The organism is Microbulbifer litoralis, assembly GCF_023634065.1.
Classification (GTDB): Bacteria; Pseudomonadota; Gammaproteobacteria; order Pseudomonadales; family Cellvibrionaceae; genus Microbulbifer; species Microbulbifer litoralis.
In genome coordinates this window covers 333,527-354,251 of record NZ_JALKCV010000001.1, presented here as the reverse complement: position 1 = coordinate 354,251, position 20,725 = coordinate 333,527, and the positions used below count along the sequence as shown (strand labels likewise).

At 65.3% G+C, this 20,725-nt stretch carries 19 protein-coding genes; 14 read left to right on the top strand and 5 right to left on the bottom strand.

Annotated features, from left to right (window positions below; all coding sequences use genetic code 11):
• Positions 1-6: 6 nt before the first annotated feature.
• Both MWN76_RS01425 and ypfJ read right to left on the bottom strand, forming a co-directional pair.
• Positions 7-288 carry a peptidylprolyl isomerase gene (locus MWN76_RS01425; RefSeq protein ID WP_250458749.1) on the bottom strand — a complete coding sequence of 94 codons (282 nt, stop codon included), beginning with the start codon at positions 286-288 and terminating at the stop codon, positions 7-9.
• A 61-nt stretch (positions 289-349) separates the two neighbouring features.
• Entirely contained in the window at positions 350-1,252 is a 903-nt protein-coding gene (gene ypfJ / locus MWN76_RS01420; protein WP_250458748.1) for a KPN_02809 family neutral zinc metallopeptidase, read from the bottom strand.
• A gap of 124 nt (positions 1,253-1,376) precedes the next feature.
• On the opposite strand from ypfJ, the gene MWN76_RS01415 reads away from it, so the two are divergent.
• From MWN76_RS01415 to lipA, 14 genes are all read left to right on the top strand, one after another.
• Positions 1,377-1,952 carry an LON peptidase substrate-binding domain-containing protein gene (locus MWN76_RS01415; protein WP_250458747.1) on the top strand — a complete coding sequence of 192 codons (576 nt, stop codon included), beginning with the start codon at positions 1,377-1,379 and terminating at the stop codon, positions 1,950-1,952.
• Positions 1,953-2,019: 67 nt separating this feature from the next.
• Positions 2,020-4,557: a DUF2339 domain-containing protein gene (locus MWN76_RS01410; RefSeq protein WP_250458745.1), complete on the top strand. Its 2,538-nt coding sequence runs from the start codon at positions 2,020-2,022 to the stop codon at positions 4,555-4,557.
• A gap of 67 nt (positions 4,558-4,624) precedes the next feature.
• The gene (locus MWN76_RS01405; RefSeq protein ID WP_345780041.1) at positions 4,625-5,914 is read left to right on the top strand and encodes a glutamate-5-semialdehyde dehydrogenase; all 1,290 of its coding nucleotides are present in this window, start codon (positions 4,625-4,627) and stop codon (positions 5,912-5,914) included.
• Between the two features lie 171 nt (positions 5,915-6,085).
• On the top strand, positions 6,086-6,778 hold the full coding sequence (gene nadD / locus MWN76_RS01400) for a nicotinate-nucleotide adenylyltransferase (protein ID WP_250458743.1): 693 nt from the start codon (positions 6,086-6,088) through the stop codon (positions 6,776-6,778).
• Between the two features lie 12 nt (positions 6,779-6,790).
• On the top strand, positions 6,791-7,153 hold the full coding sequence (rsfS, locus tag MWN76_RS01395; RefSeq protein WP_250458741.1) for a ribosome silencing factor: 363 nt from the start codon (positions 6,791-6,793) through the stop codon (positions 7,151-7,153).
• Between the two features lie 10 nt (positions 7,154-7,163).
• Positions 7,164-7,640 carry a 23S rRNA (pseudouridine(1915)-N(3))-methyltransferase RlmH gene (gene rlmH, locus MWN76_RS01390; RefSeq protein WP_250458739.1) on the top strand — a complete coding sequence of 159 codons (477 nt, stop codon included), beginning with the start codon at positions 7,164-7,166 and terminating at the stop codon, positions 7,638-7,640.
• A 208-nt stretch (positions 7,641-7,848) separates the two neighbouring features.
• Positions 7,849-9,741: a penicillin-binding protein 2 gene (gene mrdA / locus MWN76_RS01385; RefSeq protein ID WP_250458738.1), complete on the top strand. Its 1,893-nt coding sequence runs from the start codon at positions 7,849-7,851 to the stop codon at positions 9,739-9,741.
• A complete protein-coding gene (gene rodA / locus MWN76_RS01380; protein ID WP_250458736.1) occupies positions 9,734-10,879 on the top strand; it encodes a rod shape-determining protein RodA in 1,146 nt (381 codons plus the stop codon). The genes mrdA and rodA overlap by 8 nt, the downstream gene beginning before the upstream one ends.
• A gap of 71 nt (positions 10,880-10,950) precedes the next feature.
• Complete coding sequence (gene mltB / locus MWN76_RS01375; RefSeq protein ID WP_250458734.1) at positions 10,951-11,940, top strand: lytic murein transglycosylase B; 990 nt, start codon at positions 10,951-10,953, stop codon at positions 11,938-11,940.
• A gap of 237 nt (positions 11,941-12,177) precedes the next feature.
• On the top strand, positions 12,178-13,041 hold the full coding sequence (locus tag MWN76_RS01370; protein WP_250458732.1) for a septal ring lytic transglycosylase RlpA family protein: 864 nt from the start codon (positions 12,178-12,180) through the stop codon (positions 13,039-13,041).
• A 57-nt stretch (positions 13,042-13,098) separates the two neighbouring features.
• A complete protein-coding gene (locus MWN76_RS01365) occupies positions 13,099-14,247 on the top strand; it encodes a D-alanyl-D-alanine carboxypeptidase family protein (RefSeq protein WP_250458731.1) in 1,149 nt (382 codons plus the stop codon).
• A 259-nt stretch (positions 14,248-14,506) separates the two neighbouring features.
• Positions 14,507-14,791: an HP0495 family protein gene (locus MWN76_RS01360; protein WP_250458730.1), complete on the top strand. Its 285-nt coding sequence runs from the start codon at positions 14,507-14,509 to the stop codon at positions 14,789-14,791.
• Positions 14,788-15,492 (top strand): lipoyl(octanoyl) transferase LipB, encoded by a 705-nt coding sequence (gene lipB / locus MWN76_RS01355; protein ID WP_250458729.1) that lies wholly within the window; start codon positions 14,788-14,790, stop codon positions 15,490-15,492. The genes MWN76_RS01360 and lipB overlap by 4 nt, the downstream gene beginning before the upstream one ends.
• On the top strand, positions 15,485-16,468 hold the full coding sequence (gene lipA / locus MWN76_RS01350; protein WP_250458728.1) for a lipoyl synthase: 984 nt from the start codon (positions 15,485-15,487) through the stop codon (positions 16,466-16,468). The genes lipB and lipA overlap by 8 nt, the downstream gene beginning before the upstream one ends.
• 175 nt (positions 16,469-16,643) lie before the next feature.
• Here the strand turns inward: lipA and xylA are convergent, their stop codons facing one another.
• The 3 genes from xylA to tal are packed head-to-tail and all read right to left on the bottom strand — an operon-like array spanning position 16,644 to position 20,491.
• Complete coding sequence (gene xylA / locus MWN76_RS01345; RefSeq protein WP_250458727.1) at positions 16,644-17,981, bottom strand: xylose isomerase; 1,338 nt, start codon at positions 17,979-17,981, stop codon at positions 16,644-16,646.
• Between the two features lie 21 nt (positions 17,982-18,002).
• Positions 18,003-19,523: a xylulokinase gene (xylB, locus tag MWN76_RS01340; RefSeq protein ID WP_250458726.1), complete on the bottom strand. Its 1,521-nt coding sequence runs from the start codon at positions 19,521-19,523 to the stop codon at positions 18,003-18,005.
• Positions 19,520-20,491: a transaldolase gene (gene tal, locus MWN76_RS01335; RefSeq protein ID WP_250458725.1), complete on the bottom strand. Its 972-nt coding sequence runs from the start codon at positions 20,489-20,491 to the stop codon at positions 19,520-19,522. Before tal ends, xylB begins: the two co-directional genes overlap by 4 nt.
• Between the last annotated feature and the right edge of the window lie 234 nt (positions 20,492-20,725).

Here is a 20,725-nt window from a genome sequence, read left to right as displayed (position 1 = left end):
GGGTGCTCAGTCGCTGCGGCTGGTGACTTCCAGCAGGTGGTAGCCGAACTGGGTCTTGATCGGGCCCTGGACCTTGTTCACTTCGCCGGAAAATACGGCCTGGTCGAACTCCGGCACCATCTGTCCCTGGCTGAATTCACCCAGGTTGCCGCCGGAGCGGCCGGACGGACACAGCGAATGCTCTTCCGCCAGGATGCCGAAATCGGCGCCGTCGTCGATCTGCTTTTTCAGGTCCAGGCATTTTTCTTCGCTGTCCACCAGAATATGGCGCGCTGTGGCTTTGGGCATGGGAGCTTCTCCTTGAGACTGTATCGGGACCTGTTGATCTTAGCATCCGGCGGCCAGCGATCTACCGGCCCCGGCCGCCGAGGGCGGCAAAGGTATTGCACTGGTTGACGTCACCGCTCTTGAAGCCGCGCGTGAACCAGTAGGCGCGTTGCTCTGCGCTGCCGTGGGTGAAGGCGTCCGGCGATACGGCGCGACCGGAGCGCTGCTGCAGGCGGTCGTCACCCACGGCCGCGGCCGCCGCCAGCCCCTCTTCCAAGTCGCCGGGCTCCAGCATCTGCCGGTCGCGGTGGGCGTAGAAGGCCCAGACACCGGCGAAGCAGTCCGCCTGCAGTTCCAGCATCACCGACAGCCGGTTGGCGGTGATCTTGTCCGACTGCGCGCGCGCCTGCTGTACCTTCTGCGATATCCCCATCTGGTTCTGCACATGGTGGCCCACCTCGTGGGCAATGACATAGGCAAAGGCGAAATCGCCGGGCGCACCCAGTTGCTTGAGGTCGTTGAGGAAACTCAGGTCCAGGTAGACCTTGCTGTCCGTCGGGCAGTAGAAAGGCCCCACGGCGGCGCTGTTGAGGCCGCAGGCGGAGCGCACCGCATCGCTGTAGAGTACCAGTCTGGGCGGGATATACTCCGAGCCGGCGGCCTGGAACAGCTGGCCCCAGGTATCCTCGGTATCCGCCAGCACCACCGAGACAAAGTCGGCCACCTCGTCGCCGCCGGCACCCGCCTGGCCGGCCTGTCCCGAGTCCACCGACGCCGGCTGTGGCGCGCCGCCCCGGAACAGTTGGCTGTCGCCGAAGAAGAGGTAGAAGGCGGCCAGGGCGGCGAGGATCAGCCAGCCCTTTTTGCTGCGCAGCAGCAGTGGCGCCAGCGCCAGCAGGTTGCCCAGCCCGCCCATACCGCCACCGCCGGATTCGCCGCGGCGGTCCTCGACATTGCTACTCCTGCGACCCTGGCGCCAACGCATGGCTCTTCTCCGAAACCCTGTTTCCAATCAGTCTAGCCCAGTTGGCACATAATTCTTTGTGCGATCGGATGGGCGCAGATGTTATCTTTGTGAATTATCGGTCCCGCAATCAGAAGAGGGTGTTTTGCCGCAGATCCCCCTGTTTCCCCTGAGCCTGGCGCTGTTTCCCGGCGTGACATTGCCGCTGCGCATCTTCGAGCAGCGCTACCTGCGCCTGGTGAGTGAATCGCTGAAGACGGATTCCGGTTTCGGTGTCGCGCTGATCCGCGAGGGCGGCGAGGTGGGGCGCGCGTCCGTGTGGCCGCTGGGCCTGCATGTGAAAATCGTCGACTGGAGCCAGGGGGAGGAGGGACTGCTGCACGTGCAGGTGCGGGGTGGTCGCCGCTTCCGCATCACCGACAGCCACCCCGACGGCGACGGCCTGCTGCTGGCCGATATCGAGTGGCTGCCGGAGCCGGACCTGCAGCCGGTGCCGCAGGAGTGCGACGGCCTGCTGGCGGTGTTGGACGAACTCAAGGAACACGCCACCATGCTGCCGCTGAAGTTCGCGCCGGTGGATTCCGCCGATGCCCTGTCCTGGCAACTGGCGCAACTGCTGCCGCTCGAGGACCGCGTGCGCGTGGAGCTGCTGTCGATCGAAGACCCGCTGGTGCGCCTGGCGGATATCGCCTCGAATCTGGATGAGTGGGCGAAAGAGTAGTTTCGGTCGGGCTCAAGCCACGGTTTCAGGTGGCGGAGAACAATGAATATCGCTGGGGAAGTTGTCCATGGTTTTGGGGGTTTTGTTCGGCTTGCTGTTGGTGCTGGGATCGATTCTCGGCCTGGTGGCCTTTTGCCAGTTGCAGACTCTGCGCAGGGAGGTGGAAGGGCTGCGGGAGCGCCTCTCGCGGCTGTCGTCACAGGGCGAGCCCGCCGCCGCAGCGCCCGCGCCGCCACAGGCGCAGGTGCCGCCGTCCGCCCCCGCCACTGAGGCGCCGCAGCGGCAGAGGGCGGCTCCCGCCGCGCCCGAGCGCCCGCGGCCGGCCCCGAAAAAGCCGCCATCCCGGCTCTGGCTGCGCCTGCGGGAAAACTGGATGGTGTGGCTGGGTGGCGGCTGCGTGGCGCTGGCGGGCATCTTCCTGGCCCGTTACGGCATCGAGCAGGGCCTGCTGGGGCCGGGCGCGCGGGTGACGCTCGGCCTGCTTGCCGCACTGGCGCTGTCCGCGGGTGCCGAGTGGTTGCGGCGCAAGACCGGCGCGCCCCACCCCGCCTTCGCCGCCATGGCCGGCGGCGGAGCCATCACCGCCTTTGCGGCACTGTTGTCCGCGCTCCACCTCTACCAGATGATCGCCCCGGGCGCGACCTTTGCGCTGCTGGCGCTGGTGGGCCTGGTCACCATGTGGATGGCGCGCCAGCACGGGCCGGTGCTGGCCGCCATCGGCATGCTCGGCGCCTACTCGGTGCCGCTGCTGGTGTCCACCGGCGACGGCAATGTGCTGGTGGCCCTGGTCTACAGCCTGATCATCAGCGCCTCGGTGCTGATGCTGTTGCGCGCCGTGACTGCGGCCTGGCTCTGGTGGGGGTTGCTGGCGGGCGGTCTCGGCTGGTGGGCCATCGCCCTGGCCGGCGACCAGGCGCACGGTTGGCGCGGTGCCTACCTGGCCCTGTTCGCCTACGGCCTGATGGCGATCCCGACCGGCGACTGGCTGCTGCGCGGCGATGGCCCCGGCCGCGGGCCGCACCTGTTCCCGGTGCTGTCGCTGCTGTTGCTGATCGCGGCCCAGTGCCTGTCCCTGTGGCGTGAAGGTTACGGTGACAACGCCCTCTGGGCCTGGAGTCCACTGGCGGTACTGTTGTTGCTGGCCGCGCGCCGGCGGCCGCCGATCGCCTTCGCGCCCTGGTTGCTGCTGCTGGGGCAGGGGCTGGCGCTGTTTGTGCAGCGCCTCCACCCGGTCGACGGCCAGTGGTTGCTGCGCCCGCTGCCGGCGGCGGAGCAGGGCGGCTTGCTGCTGTTCGCCGGCGCCACCGCGCTGTTGTTTTCCGCCTTTGCGCTGTGGAACCTGCGCCGTACACAGGCGCGCAGCGCCGCCTACTGGTGGGCCTCGCTGGCAGTCATGCCGCCGCTGCTGGCGCTGCTGCTCGGCTATTCGCTCGCCGGGGATTTCCTCTCCACCGGGCGCTGGAGCCTGCTCGCCGCTGTCTTCGGCGCGGTGGCGCTGGCCCTGGGGGGCCGCGGTGCGTCCGGGCAGTGGCCGCGGCCGGTGGTGGTGTGGCTGTTCGTGGCCGGGCACGCCGGCTACAGCCTCGCCGCCTGCCTGCTGCTGGAGCGGGCCGGGCTGACCCTGGCACTGGCGTTGCAGGTGGTTTCCCTGGCCTGGGTGGTGCGCCGTTTCGAGGTGCCGGCGCTGGGCTGGCTGCTGAAAGGCGCGGTGGCGCTGGTGCTGCTGCGCCTGACCCTGAACCCCTGGCTGGCCGGCTATCCGGCCGACAACCACTGGACCCTGTGGACCTACGGCGGCGCCACCCTGTGCGCAGCCGCAGCGGCGCGCCTGTTGTCCCGCTACCGGGACCTGGCGCGCTGGGCCGAGGGCGCGGCGCTGCACCTGCTGGTACTGACACTGTGGGCGGAGAGCCGCTACTGGCTCTGCGGCGGCGATGCCTTTGCCGGGCACTACGGCCTCGCCGAGGCGGTGATCAACCTGTGGCTGTTCGCCGCGCTGGGAATCGTCTACTACCGCCGCAGTCTGGTGAGCGAGGGGCTGGCGCCGCTGTACCGCGGTTACGGCGCCCTGTTGATGCTGGTCGCGCTGGGCAATTACCTCGCCATTGTCACCCGCACCCTGGCCAGTGAACCCTGGGTGTGGCAGTCGATCTCCGGGCGCCCGCTGTTCAACCTGCTACTGCCCGCCTTCGCCGGGCCGGCCCTGCTGGGCTGGCTCGCCAGCCGCTACTACGAGCCGGCGCTGCGCCGGGCGGCGGGCGTGTTTGCGGCGCTGGCCGGCTTCGTGTGGATTTCGCTGGAGATCCGCCATCTGTGGCAGGGCAGTGTCAGCCTCGGGGGCGGCGTTGCCACCGGCGAGCTCTACACTTATTCCGCAGTCTGGCTGCTGCTCGCCGCCGGCGCGCTGCTGCTGGGCAGCTGGCGTGGCTGGCAGAACTGCTACCGCGGCGGCATGGCGCTGCTGGCGCTGGTGATCGTGAAGCTGTTCATGGTGGATATGGCGGACCTGGAGGGGCTGCTGCGGGTGGCTTCGTTTATGGGCCTGGGGCTGGCGCTGCTGGCGATTGCCTACCTGCACCAGCGGCTGCGAAGCCCGCTCCGCTAGGGCCGCCAGGCAGCGGCAGATTCAGGTATACTGCGCGGCCCGTCGAATACAGCCATGGAGAGCCACAGTGAACAGTCCCGTCGCCGATACCGCCGACCAGCAATCCACCCGCGCGCGGCTGGAGGCAATGGGCCGCGCCGCGCGCGCGGCCGCCCGCGCCATTGCCCGCGCGGACACCGGCACCAAGAACCGCGCCCTGAAGGCCATCGCCGCGCAGCTGGACGCACAGCGCGACAGTATCGCCGGGGCCAACGGGAAAGATATGCAGGCCGGGCGCGACAACGGCCTGGACGCGGCGCTGCTGGACCGGCTGGAACTGACCGATGCGCGCATCGACGGCATGATCGAGGGGCTGGCGCAGATCGCCGAACTGCCGGATCCGGTGGGCGAGATCGAGGATTTGAAATACCGCCCCAGTGGCATCCAGGTGGGCAAGATGCGGGTACCGTTGGGCGTGGTCGGCATCATCTACGAGTCCCGCCCCAATGTGACCATCGACGCCGCCAGCCTGTGCCTGAAATCCGGCAATGCGACCATCCTGCGCGGCGGCAGTGAGGCGCTGCACTCCAACGGCGCCATCGCCGCCTGTATTGCCGCGGGCCTGAAGGAGGCCGGATTGCCAGAGGAGGTGGTGCAGGTGGTGGACACCACCGACCGCGAGGCCGTGGGCGCCATGATCAGCATGCCGGAATACGTGGACGTGATCGTGCCCCGCGGTGGTACCGGCCTGATCGAGCGCGTCAGCCGCGACGCGCGGGTGCCGGTGATCAAGCACCTGCACGGCGTCTGCCACGTCTACCTGGACGACCGCGCCGATCGCGAAAAGGCGTTCAATATTGCGCTGAACGCCAAGACGCACCGCTACGGTGTCTGCAATGCGATGGAGACGCTGCTGGTGGCGGACGGCATCGCCGACGAAATCCTGCCGCGCCTGGCCGCGGCCTATCGCGAAAAGGGCGTGGAACTGCGCGGCTGCGAGCGCACGCAACAGATCCTCAGCGATTGCGTGGCCGCCAGCGAGGCGGACTGGAGCGAGGAATACCTGGCGCCGGTGTTGGCGATCCGTGTGCTGGCGGATATGGACGCGGCCATGGACCACATCGCCGCCTATGGCTCCGGCCACACCGAGGCCATCGTCACCGAGGACTATACCCGCGCGCGGCGCTTTCTCAGCGAAGTGGATTCCAGTTCCGTCATGGTCAACGCCTCCACCCGCTTTGCCGATGGCTTCGAATACGGGCTGGGTGCCGAAATCGGTATCAGCACCGACAAGATTCACGCCCGCGGGCCGGTGGGGCTGGAGGGGCTGACGTCGCAGAAGTGGATAGTGTTGGGCGATGGGCAAATTCGCCAATAAAGGTGCCAATAGGTTGGGGATTGCCCTGGAGTGCCGAGAGCGAGGGCCCTTTCCGGGACCGTATGAGACAGGGACGTCGATTACGAGCGTACAGGGATGTATTCACAGCGTGTCCCGGAAAGGGCCCTCGCTCTCGGCGCGGAGCAGATCAAAGCCGGGCGGAGCCTGGAAATGAGTCATACACGACACACCATCGCCCTCTTCGGCGGCACCTTCGACCCGGTGCATTTCGGCCACCTGCGCATGGCGCTGGAACTGCGCCAGGCACTGGGGTTCGACGAGATGCGGCTGCTGCCCAGCCACCGGCCGCGCCACCGCGAGAGCCCCGGGGTGTCCGCGGAGCACCGGCGGCAGATGCTGGCGCTGGCGCTGGCCGGCTGCGACGAGCTGGCGCTGGACGACCGCGAGCTGCGGCGCGGCGGCGATACCTATACCGTGGATACGCTGGAGGAACTGCGCCGCGAGCTGGGCTGCGATGTCTCGATCAGCTTCTGCATGGGGCTCGATTCGCTGCTGACTCTGCCCGCCTGGCACCGCTGGCAGCGGCTGCTGGAACTGGCGCACCTGGTGGTGGTCGCCCGGCCCGGCTGGCAGTTGCCGCGTCGGGATGCCGGCGGCGCCGAAGCGGCGGTCGCGGAGCTGCTGGAGCGCTGCGCCGGCAAGGCAAAGCAGCTGCACAGCGAGCCCTGCGGGCGGCTGGTGGTGCGGGAGCAGACACTGTTGCCGATCTCCGCCACCGATATCCGCCAACTGATCGCCAGTGGACAGTCGCCGCGCTTCCTGCTGCCGACGGCGGTACTGCAATATATTGAAGACAATCAACTCTACCGACAGGCCGCCGCCGCGGCCGGTGAATGCAAGTAAATGAAAGTGGTTATGCAAAATTTCAAAGAAATCGCCGTGGAGGCGCTGGAAGACCTGAAGGGCCAGGACATCGTGGCCCTGGATGTATCGGAACTTTCCGACGTGATGGAGACTCTGGTTATCTGTACCGGTACCTCCAACCGCCAGGTGAAGTCCCTGGCCAGCAACGTGGTGGACGAACTCAAGAAAGTTGGCGAGCGCCCCATCGGGGTCGAGGGCACCGAACAGGGCGAGTGGGTGCTGGTGGATTACGGCGACCTGGTGGTACATGTGATGCTGGCGGATGTACGCAGCTTCTACGACCTGGAAAAGCTCTGGTCGATGACGCCGAATACCCGCGAAGACGCGGACGGCAGCGACCCGCACACCTCCTGAGCCGCCCGCTGTGAAGATCCGTATCCTCGCCGCCGGCGGCAGGATGCCCGGCTGGGTGCAGCAGGGCTACGCCGAGTACGCCAAACGCCTGCCGCGGGAAATCGCGCTGGAGATGGTGGAAATTCCGCTCGGCAACCGCGGCCAGAAGAACTCGCCGGCCCTGGTCGAGAAGGCCCGCCAGAAAGAGGGCGAGGCCATGCTGGCGGCGCTGGCGCCGCGCGACCATGTGGTGGCCCTGGATGTACAGGGCAAACCCTGGGGCACCGGGCAATTGTCGCAGCAACTCGATCACTGGCGGATGCAGGGCGACAATGTGGCGCTGCTGATCGGCGGGCCCGACGGCCTGGCGCCGGACTGCCTGGCGCGGGCGCAGCAGCGCTGGTCCCTGTCGCCGCTGACCCTGCCGCACCCGCTGGTGCGGGTGGTACTGGCGGAACAGCTCTACCGCGCCTGGACGCTGCTGGCGGGGCACCCCTACCACAAGTGATGAATACGGGATGATGAATGCCATGTCAGTGGAACGGCTCAAGGGCCGCGACCGGCGTTTCTTGCCAGCGAGCAGGTGAATGCGCGGCCACAATTTGTGACCCAGGTATGTCGCTGGTTCGCGTATTCCGCATTCCGCATTCATCATTCCGCATTAAAGCTGTACACTCAGTAGTCAATTAAATACGCGCCAGTCACCGAATCACCCGATGCCCCAGGACCTGCACCTCAAAGATCACCACTCCGAACTGCGGCTGTTTCGCAACCGCATGCTGGTGGCGCTCGTCGGGGTGGCGGTATTGCTGGGGGTGCTGGTGGCGCGTTTCTACAACCTGCAGGTGGTCAACTACGACGACTACCGCACCCAGTCCGACGAAAACCGCATCCAGGTGCGCCCGGTACCGCCCACCCGCGGCCTCATCTACGACCGCAACGGCACCCTGCTGGCGGACAACCGCCCCAGCTACAACCTGTCGATCGTGCACGAGCGGGTGCAGGACATGGACGCGACCCTGGAACTGATCGGCCGCCTGATCCAGCTCGACGACGCCGACGTGCAGAAATTCCGCCAGCGCATGCAGCGCCGCCGCCCGTTCGAACCGATACCACTGCGCTTTCGCCTCAGCGAGGAGGAGATCGCCCGCATCAGCGTGAACGAATTCCGCCTGCCGGGCGTATCGGTGGAGGCGGAACTGGTGCGCTACTACCCGCTGGAAAAACTGTTTGCCCACAGCGTCGGCTATGTGGGGCGTATCAACGAGCGCGAGCTTGGGCGCTTTACCGAGGAAGACGTGCGCCGCTACCGGGGCACCCAGAGTATCGGCAAGGTGGGGCTGGAACGCTCCTATGAGGACCGGCTGCTGGGCGAGGTGGGTTACGAGAATGTGGAAACCAACGCCCGCGGGCGGGTGCTCCGCGTGCTGGAGCGCCACGACCCCAAACCCGGGCAGAGCCTGACCCTGAACCTGGACGCGCGCCTGCAGAAGGTGGCGACAGAGACACTGGGCGACAACCGCGGCTCTGTCGTGGCCATCGATGTGAAAACCGGCGGTGTGCTGGCGTTTGTCAGTAAGCCCTCGTTCGATCCCAACCTGTTCGTCACCGGGATCAGCTTCCAGGACTACCGCGCACTGTCCGATTCCCTCGACGTGCCGCTGTTCAACCGCGCCCTGCAGGGGCAGTACCCGGCCGGTTCGACCCTGAAACCGATGATGGCCCTGGGCGGCCTTGCCGACGGTGTGGTCGACGCCGAATACACCGTCAACGACCCCGGCTACTACGTGTTGCCCAACGACGACCGCCGCTACCGCGACTGGAAGCGCTGGGGGCACGGCAAGAACGTGGACCTGATCCAGGCGATTACCGAGAGCTGTGACGTCTATTTCTACGATATGGCGGCGCGCTGGAATATCGACCAGATGCACGATGTCGCCACCCGCTTCGGCCTCGGCGCCAAGACCGGTATCGACCTGCCGGTGGAGCGCCCCGGTCTCTTTCCATCGCGGGAGTGGAAACGCGGCGCCCGCGGCCTGCCCTGGTTCCCCGGCGACAGCCTCAACGCGGTGCTGGGGCAGGGGTTCGTACTGGCCACGCCGCTGCAACTGGCGGTGATGACCGCCACTATCGCCAACCGCGGCACCCACTACCGGCCACAGGTGGTGAAGGCAGTGGGCGGCCGGGAACAGCCGCCGGAAATCCTGCACCATGTGGAAGCCAGGCCGGAGCACTGGGACCTGGTCTTCAAGGGTATGGAACAGGTGGTCTACAACATTCGCGGTACCGGCAAGGCCGTCGGCAAGGGGCTGGATTTCAAGGTGGCCGGCAAGACCGGCACCGCCCAGGTGGTGGGTATCGCCCAGGGCGAACGGTACGACTCGGAGGCGCTCAAGGAGCGCCACCGCGACCACGCCCTGTTCGTGGCCTTCGCGCCGCTGGACGATCCGCAGATCGCAGTGTCGGTGCTGGTGGAGAACGGCGAGCACAGTAGCGAGGTGGCCCAGCCGGTGGCGCGGGAAGTGTTCCGCGACTGGATGTCGCGGCCGCTGGAGGAGACCGCCGACGCGGGCAATACAGACAGCAACGGGGAGGGGACACGTGGCTAGCCGCGATTACATGCACCGGCTGCCGGATTCCCACGGCGGCCTCAGCCGGCCGGTGAGTTTCTCCCGGCGCTGGCATATCGATGTGCCGTTGCTGGTACTGTTGCTGGTGCTGGCCGGTGTGGGGCTGGTGGTGCTCTACAGTGCCTCCGGCGGTGAAGTGCACTATGTGCGCCGCCAGTCGGTATTCCTCGGCCTGGCGCTGGTAGTGATGCTGGTGGCGGCGCAGATTCCGCTGGATATGTACCGGCGCTGGTCGCCGTGGCTCTATGTCGGCGGTTGCGGGCTGCTGGTGGCGGTGCTGTTCTTCGGGGTTGGCGCCAAGGGCGCGCAGCGCTGGCTGGAGATCGGCGGTTTCCGCTTCCAGCCGTCCGAGGCACTGAAACTGGCGGTCCCCATGTCGGTGGCGGCCTTCCTGCACAAGCGCAACCTGCCGCCGTCCTTCTTCACGGTGCTGGGCGCCCTGGCGATAGTCGGGGTGCCGGCGGCACTGATCGTGCGCCAACCGGATCTCGGCACCGCTATCCTGATCGCGGCATCGGGGATTTTCGCCCTCTATCTGGCCGGGCTCAGCTGGAAGCTGATCGGCGGGGCCCTGCTGGCCCTGGCCGCCGCCGCCTACCCGATGTGGGAGTGGGGCATGCGCGACTACCAGCGCCAGCGTGTCCTGACCCTGTTCGACCCGGAAGCGGATCGCCTCGGCGCCGGCTGGAATATCTTCCAGTCCAAGGCGGCGATCGGTTCCGGCGGCCTCTACGGCAAGGGCTACATGCAGGGCACCCAGTCGCAACTGGATTTTTTGCCTGAAAGTCACACGGATTTTATTATCGCGGTGCTGTCGGAGGAGTGGGGCCTGCGCGGTGCGCTGTTGCTGCTGCTGCTGTATGTGCTGATCATTGCCCGGGGCATCTATATTAGTTTTATGGCCCAGCATGTATTCGGTCGCCTGCTGGCGGGGAGTATTACGCTGACATTTTTTGTCTATGTGTTTGTGAACATCGGGATGGTGAGTGGCCTGCTGCCGGTGGTGGGGGTGCCCCTGCCGCTGGTCAGCCACGGCGGCACCTCTGTCGTCACCCTGATGGCGGGTTTCGGCATCCTGATGGCCATAGGCACCGAGCGGCGCCGGGTATCCTTCTAGGGGAGCCGCCATTCGGGCAGTATAAGAACTTGGACGTAGAGAAGTAGGATATGAGAACAGGAGCGGTTGTTTTGAAGTGGACCACGGGACTTTTGGCTGGAATGGGCATGATGCTCGCCGCCTGCGCTCAGGAAACCGGCCACGGCGACAATGCCAATGCCAAAATCTTCGTCGATTATATGGTGGAGAAACACGACTTCGACCGCGATGACATGATGGTGCTGATGCGCGAGGCCAAGCGCAAGGACTCCATCCTCAAGGCGATCAAGCGCCCCGCGGAGAAGGCCAAGCCCTGGTATGAGTACCGCAACCTGTTCCTGACCCCGGCCAGCATCGCCGGCGGTGTGGATTTCTGGGACAAGAATGCCCAGGCCCTGGCGGAAGCCTCGGAAAAATACGGCGTACCGGCGGAGATGATCGTCGCCATCATCGGCATCGAGACCCGCTACGGCGGCAACATGGGCGGCTACCGCGTGCTGGATGCACTGGCGACCCTGGCCTTCAACTATCCCCGCCGCTCCAAGTTCTTTACCAAGGAACTGGAAAACTACCTGCTGCTGACCCGCGACGAGGGCGTGGATCCCACTGCGCTGAAGGGCTCCTATGCCGGCGCCATGGGCTACGGCCAGTTCATGCCATCCAGCTACCGCGCCTATGCGGTGGATTTCAACGGCGACGGCCACGTGGATATCTGGGAGGACACCGAAGACGCCATCGGCAGTGTGGCCAACTACTTCGCCGAACACGGCTGGAAACGCGGCGAGCCGGTAGCGGTGCTGGCGACGCCGCGCCCCAATGCGGACATGACCGTGGTCAACGATTCCCTCGATCCCAAATGGACCGTCGGCGAACTGGCGGAAAAGGGCTTCACCACCACCGCCCAGGTGTCGCCGGATATGCCTGCCAATGTATTCTCCCTGCAGACGGAGAATGGCAAACAGTACTGGATCGGGTTGAACAACTTCTCGGTCATCACCCGCTACAATCGCAGCCGCCTGTACGCCATGGCGGCCTACGACCTGTCCCAGGAGATCGTCAAGGCGCGGGGCGGCAGGTCATAATATCGGGACTCGGGACTCGGGACTCGGGACTCGGGACTCGGGACTCGGGACTCGGGACTCGGGACTTGAGCGAGCCCCAATTGGGAAGTATTGCCCCCACTCCCTGTGGGAGAGGGGGCGGCCGAAGCACCCGGGGAACCAAAAACAAAACCACTAATCGAACCAATTCAATTTAATCAAACATCTACCAATAAAGTGGCTTGGGGGCGGTAATTTCGCCGCACGCCGGGGGGAATCATGTTTCAGTGCAAAGCGCGACTGGGAGTGGCATTGGCCGCTCTGGTGCTGGCGGCCTGTAGCGGCCAGCCGGGCAGGCCGGCAAAAACGCCGGATCCGGTGAAAGACAGCGGTCCGCCGCAGCCGGTGGATATGCTGGCTACGCCCGAGCCTACCCCGGTACGCGAACCCATCGGCAAGGCCGGCAACAAGTCCCCCTACCGGGTCGACGGCGTCACCTACCGTGTACGCAAGGGCGTCAAAGGCTATCGCGAGAAAGGGCATGCCTCCTGGTATGGCACAAAATTTCACGGAAGGCGCACCGCCAATGGCGAGGTCTACAATATGTACGCCATGTCGGCAGCGCATAAAACCCTGCCATTGCCCAGCTACGCCAAGGTCACCAACCTGGAAAACGGCCGCAGTGTGATCGTCCGTGTCAATGACCGCGGCCCCTTCGTGCCCGGACGCATCATCGATTTGAGTTACACTGCCGCGCAGAAGCTGGGGTATATCAACAAGGGCGTGGCGCGGGTCGAGGTGGTGGCCCTGGACCCGGATACCCTGCCGTCGGCCAATGAAACCCTGGCGGTGGAAAAAGATGTTGCCGCGCGCGAGGTGCTGGCGCAGGATGCGAGCTTCAAACTGCCCGCCAATACGTTCCTGCAGGTCGGCGCCTACGGCAACGCCGACAAGGCCGAGCAGATACGGGCACAGGTTGCGGCGCTGGTCGACTATCCTGTATCCGTCAGTTCTGTGGCGCGTGGCGGGGCGAGGCTCTACCGCGTGCGTATCGGGCCGTTGAGTCAGCAGCGCGCGTTGGTTGCGGCGCGCGAATCGGTCCAGGAGAACCGTCTGGGCGAACCGCAAGTGGTTTACGAGTAATCGAACAGCGTCCGCTGTCAGGAAATTAAAGAACACGAGGAAAAGAGAAGTTCTCCCATGATCAAACGCATCGCTGCCTGCTTAATCCTGTTACTCGGTACCGCACTCGCGCACGCCGAAAAGCCGCTGATTCCGGCGCCGCCGCAACTGGCCGCCACAGCCTATCTTTTGCTCGATGCCCACACCGGCCAGGTGCTGGTGGAGCACAACGCCGACGAGCAGATTCCGCCGGCGAGCCTGACCAAGATGATGACTGCCTACATCGTCTCCGAGGAGATCGAGAATGGCAGCATCAAGGAGGACGACCCGGTGCGCATCTCGGAGAAGGCCTGGAAAAAGGGCGGCTCCAAGATGTTCGTCAAAGTCGGCGACAAGGTGCCGGTCATCGACCTGCTGCGCGGTGTGATCGTGCAATCCGGCAACGATGCCAGTATCGCGCTGGCGGAGTATGTCTCCGGCAGTGAGTCCGTCTTTGCCGAGGTCATGAACCAGCAGGCGGAACTGTTGGGCATGGAGAACACCCACTTTGTCAACGCCACCGGCTGGCCGGCGGATGGGCACCTGACCACCGCGCGCGACCTGGGCACTCTCGCCCGCGCAGTGATCGCAGACCACCCGGATCACTACGATATCTACTCCGAGAAGTATTTCAGCTACGCCGGCATCAACCAGCCAAACCGCAACCGCCTGCTGTGGCGCGATCCGGCCGTGGACGGCATCAAGACCGGCCACACCGAAGAAGCCGGCTACTGCCTGGTGGCCTCCGCCGTGAAGCGCGGCATGCGCCTGATTTCCGTTGTGGTAGGCACCAAAAGTGATGAAAATCGTGCCGCAGAATCCCAGAAACTGCTGGCCTACGGCTTCCGCTACTACCAGACCCACAAGGTCTACAGCAGCAGCGACGTACTGCAGACCGAGCGCGTCTGGGGCGGCAAGGCGCCGGAAGTGGGTATCGCCGTGGCCGAGGATGTCTATGTCACCATTCCCCGCGGCGGTGAGGACAGCATCAAGGCGGACCTGATCATCGACGGCGAACTCGAAGCGCCGCTGGAGAAGGGCCAGCCGGTGGGCAAGGTGGTCGTCACCCTGGACGGTGAAACCGTCGCCGACATCAAGGCCGTCGCCGCCGAAGATGTCGAGAAGGCCGGTTTCTTCAAGCGTATGTGGGATGCCCTGAAGCGCTTTATCATGGGATTCTTTCAGTAAACTGCCGGGACTCGGGACTCGGGACTCGGGACTCGGGACTCGGGACTCGGGACTCGGGACTCGGGACTCGGGACTCGGGACCGCGGAGCCCCAGCTCGGCCAGCGGGCCACAGGCCCGCCCGATCCCGGCACTGGCCAAGCTGCCGCGCCCCCCGGCCATTCCACCTCGCCCTCCCTGTCCACATAACCAGCACCCCTGTATAATCCCGCCCCGGCCGCAGCCCGATCCATCTCCATCCGCGCGGCCCCGGAGAGTGGTATGAGTCAAGATCCCAACCAGCAGCAGCCTTCCAAGATCGAATTCCCCTGTGAAGACTATATGGTCAAGGTCGTCCGCGACGCCGATGACCAGGTGCATGAGTTTGTTCTGGAAGTGATGCGCCGCCACGCCCCGGACCTGGACGAGGAGCGGGTCACCCTGCGCGACAGTCGCAACGGCCGTTTCACCTCCATGACCTTCTATATCGTCGCCACCGGCGAGCCGCAGCTGCGGGCGCTGTTCGAGGAGTTGAAGGCCCATCCCTCAGTACATATGGTGATGTGAGCGTGGCCGTCGTCAGGAACCTGGGCCGCCGCGACTATGAATCCGTCTGGCACGCGATGGCCCACTACACCGACACCCGCGATGGCGACAGCACCGACGAGATCTGGTGCGTGGAGCACGAGCCGGTATTTACCCAGGGCCAGGCGGGCAAGGCCGAGCACCTGCTGGATACCGGCGATATCCCGGTGGTGCAGGTGGACCGCGGCGGCCAGGTGACCTACCACGGCCCCGGCCAGTTGGTGGTCTACCCGCTGCTGGACCTGCGGCGCTGCAAGGTGGGTGTGCGCGACCTGGTTACGGCGCTGGAAACCGCCACCGTGGAGATGCTGAAAAAGTACGACATCGCCGCCGCGCCGCGCCCCGACGCCCCCGGTGTCTACCTGACCGGGGGCCCGCGGGCGGGCCACAAGATCGCCTCCATCGGTTTGCGCGTGCGCCGCGGTTGCAGTTTCCACGGCATCGCCATCAATCTCGATATGGACCTGGCGCCTTTCCTGCGCATCAACCCCTGCGGCTACGCGGGCATGCAGATGGTGCAAATGGCGGAGCTGCTGGAATCGCCCCCCGAGTGGCTGCCGGTGGCCGAAATCTATGTGCGCGCACTACAGCGCGCGCTCGCACTGCCCGAGTCTAACTGGCAACCCCTGGACGAAAACCTGTTTTCCCGATTGGCGCAGAGGATAGAGACGAGCAATGGCTGACAAACCCGACCTGGTACCGGTAAAACGCACCCGCCGCCTGCAACAGGGCGAAAAGCTCCGCGACGGCGACAAGGTGGAGCGCATCCCGGTCAAGGTAATCGCCAGCGACAATGTATTGCGCAAGCCAGACTGGATCCGCGTCAAGGTACCCGCTTCCAGGGAAGTGGAGCGCATCAAGAAAATCCTGCGCTCGCAGAAACTGTCCACCGTGTGCGAAGAGGCCAGCTGTCCGAACCTGCACGAGTGCTTCAGCGGCGGCACCGCCACCTTCATGATCATGGGCGAGATCTGCACCCGCCGCTGCCCCTTCTGCGACGTGGGCCACGGCAAGCCGCTGCCGCTGGACCCGGAAGAACCCAAGCACCTGGCAGAAGCCATCGCCGCCATGAGCCTGCGCTACGTTGTCATTACCTCGGTGGACCGCGACGACCTGCGCGACGGCGGCGCCCAGCATTTCGCCGACTGTATCCGCACCTCCCGCGAGCATTCACCGGACCTGCAGGTGGAAATCCTGACACCGGATTTCCGCGGCCGCATGGATACGGCGCTGGACATTCTCGAGGCCGAGGCCCCGGACGTGTTCAACCACAACCTGGAGACGGTGCCGCGCCTGTACCGCGAATCCCGCCCCGGCGCCAACTACAAGTGGTCGCTGAAACTGCTGCAGGAATACAAGAAGCGCCGCCCGGACGTGCTGACCAAATCCGGCCTGATGGTGGGCCTGGGTGAGGAGAAAGAAGAAATCTTCGCCGTGCTCGACGATATGCGCGAACACGATATCGACATGCTGACCATCGGTCAGTACCTGCAGCCGAGCAAGGAACACCTGCCGGTACAGCGCTACGTACACCCGGACGAGTTCGAGGAGTACCGCCGCTACGCCGAACAGATCGGTTTCAAGCACGCCGCCTGCGGACCGCTGGTGCGCTCCTCCTATCATGCCGACAAGCAGGCGCACGGGGAAAAGGTGGGGTGATCGGTAGAGTGCGCCGCGCGCACCGCAAGACACTGCCGAATACAAAAAAGCGGGTGCGGAAGCCATTCCACACCCGCTTTTTTACGGGCAGTGCCCCTCTGTAGGAGCCTGCCTTGCAGGCGAACAGCATCGTGGCCGGTTAACCATTCGCCTGCAGGCAGGCTCCTACAACGCTTCAGCGGATATACTGATTGATCAGGTTCTCGAACAGTTCCTGCTTGCCACTGGTCGCCGCCGGCTCGCCGTACTCCTGCGCCAGTTCGGCCAGTGCCGCCAGGCCCAGTTCGCCGTTGCGGAAGGCCTGGCCCTTGCCGTCGCGGAAACTCTGGTAGCGTTCCGCCTTCCATGTTTTATAGGGAGATTCCTGCAGCAACCGGTGGGCGATTTCCAGGCCGCGGGCGAAGGTGTCCATGCCGCCGATATGGCCCAGGAAAATATCCTCCATATCCACGGATTCGCGCCGCACCTTGGCATCGAAGTTCAGGCCGCCGCTGCTGAAGCCGCCGTCGGCCAGTACCACCATCATCGCCGTTACCGCATCGTACAGGTCGGTGGGGAACTGGTCCGTGTCCCAGCCGTTCTGGTAATCGCCGCGGTTGGCGTCGATGGAGCCCAACAGGCCGGCGTCGGTGCACATCTGCAGTTCGTGCGCAAAGGTGTGGCCGGCCAGGGTGGCGTGGTTGGCCTCGATATTGAGCTTGAAGTCGCTGTCCAGGCCGTAGTGGCGCAGGAAGCCGATCACCGTCTGCGCATCGAAATCGTACTGGTGCTTGGTGGGTTCCATGGGTTTGGGTTCGATCAGGAAAGTGCCCTTGAAGCCGATGGAGCGGCCGTAGTCCCGCGCCATGCTCAGGAAGCGCGCGAGGTTTTCCTGTTCCATGCGCGTATCGCTGTTCTGCAGGCACATATAGCCTTCGCGGCCGCCCCAGAACACATAGTTCTCGCCGCCGAGGGCGACGGTGGCGTCCAGCGCGGCCTTCACCTGGGCGCCGGCCCGGGCCACTACCTTGAAGTCCGGGTTGGTGGCGGCGCCGTTCATATAGCGCGGGTTGGTGAACAGGTTGGAGGTACCCCACAGCAGCTTGAGGCCGCTGCTCCTCTGGCGTTCCGCGGCGAGTTCCACCATGGTTTGCAGGTTGCGCTCGCTCTCGCGCGCATCGGCGCCCTCGGGGGACATATCGATGTCGTGAAAGCAGTAGTAGGGCACGCCCAGTTTGCTGGCGAACTCAAACGCGGCGTCCATGCGCTGGCGCGCCGCGGTCATTGCGTCCGGGGCATCGTCCCAGGCGAATACCTGGGTGTCGCGTCCGAAAGGATCGGCGCCCTTGCCGCAGAAGGTGTGCCAGTAGCAGACGGCGAAGCGCAAATGCTCTTCCATGGTCTTGCCGCCGACCACTTTATTCGGCTCGTAGAATTTGAATGCCAGTGGGTTGTCGGATTCGCGGCCTTCGAACGGAATGGCGTCGATATCGGGAAAATAGGCCCGCTCGCCGGTAAAAACGGATCTGCTCATCTTCTTTTCTCCTCGGTTTTATTATCTGTTGTCGCTTTCGGTGCATACCGCTTCGCCGACCTGCGGGTGCAGTTGCTGCAGGGTGTCGATGAAGTGGCGGTAGTGTTCGCGGTATTCGGCCGCGGTGTCGGGATCCGGGTTACAGCAGGCCTCGCCGTCTATTTCCAGGTGACGGGCGATGGTGTCGGCGAGGGAGATATCCTCGCCTGCATGACGCTGCAGGGCCCAGACTGACTGCAGCGCTGCGCCCAGGGCGGCGCCCTGGTTGTTGCGCAGCGGCTGCACCGGCAGCTCGAAGATATCCGCAATCATCTGCCGCCAGCCGGGGCTGGCGGCGCCACCACCGGTCAGTCGGACAGCGGAAAAACGCTGCCCGGCGCGGGCGAAGGCATCCAGGCCGCGGCGCAGTGCAAAACTGGCCCCCTCCATCGCGGAGCGGTAGAGGTTGGCGGGTGTGGTGTTGTCGTTGTTCATGCCCAGCAGGCTGGCGCGGGCATCGGGCAAATTGGGGGCCCGCTCGCCGCTGAAAAAGGGCAGGGTGACCAGGCCGTCGGCACCGGGCTTCGATTCCGACAGCAGCTGTTCGCAGGCGTCCAGGTCCCGCCCCAGATAGCCGCGGGTCAGATCCGTGGACAGGGTGCAGTTCATGGTGCACAGCAGTGGCAGCCAGCCGCCGCTGGAGGAACAGAAAGCGGCCAGTTCGCCGCCCGGATCCAGCGCCGCGTTGTCGCTGTGGGCGAACAGGGTGCCGGAGGTGCCGAGACTCAGTGTCAGTACACCGGGCTCCACCGAGCCGGTGGCCAGCGCCGACATCATATTGTCGCCGCCGCCGACGGACACGCGCACACCGGCCGGCAGATCGAATTCGGCCCTGGCCGCTTCGCCCAGGGGCACGCTGTCGCCGGCTTCGAGGATCGGTGGCAGCAGTGGCGACAGGTCCCTGTCCGGATCTATCGCGCCCAACATCCCGGCATCGTACCGACGCCGGAAAATATTCAGGTAGCCGGTGCCGGAGGCATCGCCGCACTCGGTGAAAATCTCGCCGGTCAGATAGAAGTTGAGGTAGTCGTGGGGCAGCAGGATATGCCGCAGTGCATCGTAGGCTTCAGCGTTGTGTTTTTTCAGCCAGGCGATCTTGGAGGCGGTGTAACCGGGCAGTATCGGGTTGCCGACCATATCGACACAGCGCGCTTCGCCGCCGAAGCGCGCGGTGATCTCGTCGCACTCGGTCGCGGTGCTGGTATCGCACCAGAGCTTGACCGGCGCCAGTACCCGGCCGCCGTCACCGAGCGGTACGAAGCCGTGCTGCTGGCCGGATACGCCGATGCCGGCGACGCGCTTGCGCAAATCGCCGGGCAGTTTCGCCATACACTGCCGCAGCGCCGCAAGCCACCACTCGGCGCGCTGCTCGCGGCTGCCATCGGCGCGGCTGTCCAGTTCCAGTGCTGTGCTGCTGACATGGGCCACCTCACCGCGGTCCGCGTCGAAGGCGAGCAGTTTGACGCTCTGGGTGCCGGCGTCTATGCCGAGGAATACACTCATGATGCCGCCTCCCGCACCGGTGCGCCGGCCGACAGCTGTTCCTCCAATGCCCGTTGGTCCTGCACGAACTTGCGGATACCTTCACCGAGCTTCTCGTGGGCCATGGCGTCGCCGTTGTGCTCGAGGCGGAAATCGCTCTCGCCGAGCCCGGCCTCGGCCGGGGCGCTCGCCCCGCCCGGTGTCAGGGCGCGGGGCAGGGAGCCGGAATCCTCCGCCAGTTCACCCAGCAGCTGTGGGCTGATGGTGAGGCTGTCGCAGCCCGCCAGCGCCTCGATCTGGCCGCAGTTGCGGAAGCTGGCCCCCATGACCGTGGTGTCGTAGCCATGCTCCTTGTAGTAGTGGTAGATGCGGCGCACCGACTGCACACCCGGATCTTCCGCCGGGGCGTAGTGGTCGCGGTCGCCGTTCTTCAGGTGCCAGTCGAGTATGCGGCCGACAAACGGTGAGATCAGCGTGACGCCGGCGTCGGCACAGGCGCGCGCCTGGGCGAAACTGAACAGCAGTGTCAGGTTACAGTGAATGCCATCGCGCTCGAGGATTTCCGCCGCGCGAATGCCCTCCCAGGTGGCGGCGATCTTGATCAGCACCCGCTCCGTCGACACCCCCTGCTGCCCGTAGAGCCCGATCAACCGCCGCGCCCGCGCCACGGTGGCCCCGGTGTCGAAGGACAGGCGCGCGTCTACTTCCGTGGAGATACGGCCGTCGATGATCTGCAGTATTTCACTGCCGATTGCCACCGCCAGGTGGTCGCAACAGAGCGCCATCCGTGTGTTGCCGTCGCCGGGCTGGCGTGCGGCCCAGGCCTGTGCAGACGCCACCAGCGGGCGATACTCCTCCAGCGCCGCTGCCTTCAGCAGCAACGAGGGGTTGGTGGTGGCGTCGATGGGGCGATAGCGGCGGATCGCGGCGATATCGCCGGTATCGGCCACTACATCGGTCATGGTTCTGAGCTGGCTGAGTTTATCCATTGTTGTTCCCTGCCGAGGTCGGTCTGGCGGTACATCTGCCGCTGTTGGACTGAAAATGTAAACGTTTACATTTTCAGCTAAGTGTGCCTGAGGTTAACGGAGACTTCTAGGGGAAATACGCGACTTTTTAGTGTCGTCGTGGCAATGGGTGAAAAAGGGGCGGGAGGGGGCGCGCTCGTTTGTGGAATGGTGATCCACGCCAGGCTCGACGATCGCCAGGTCCCAGCCTGGGTT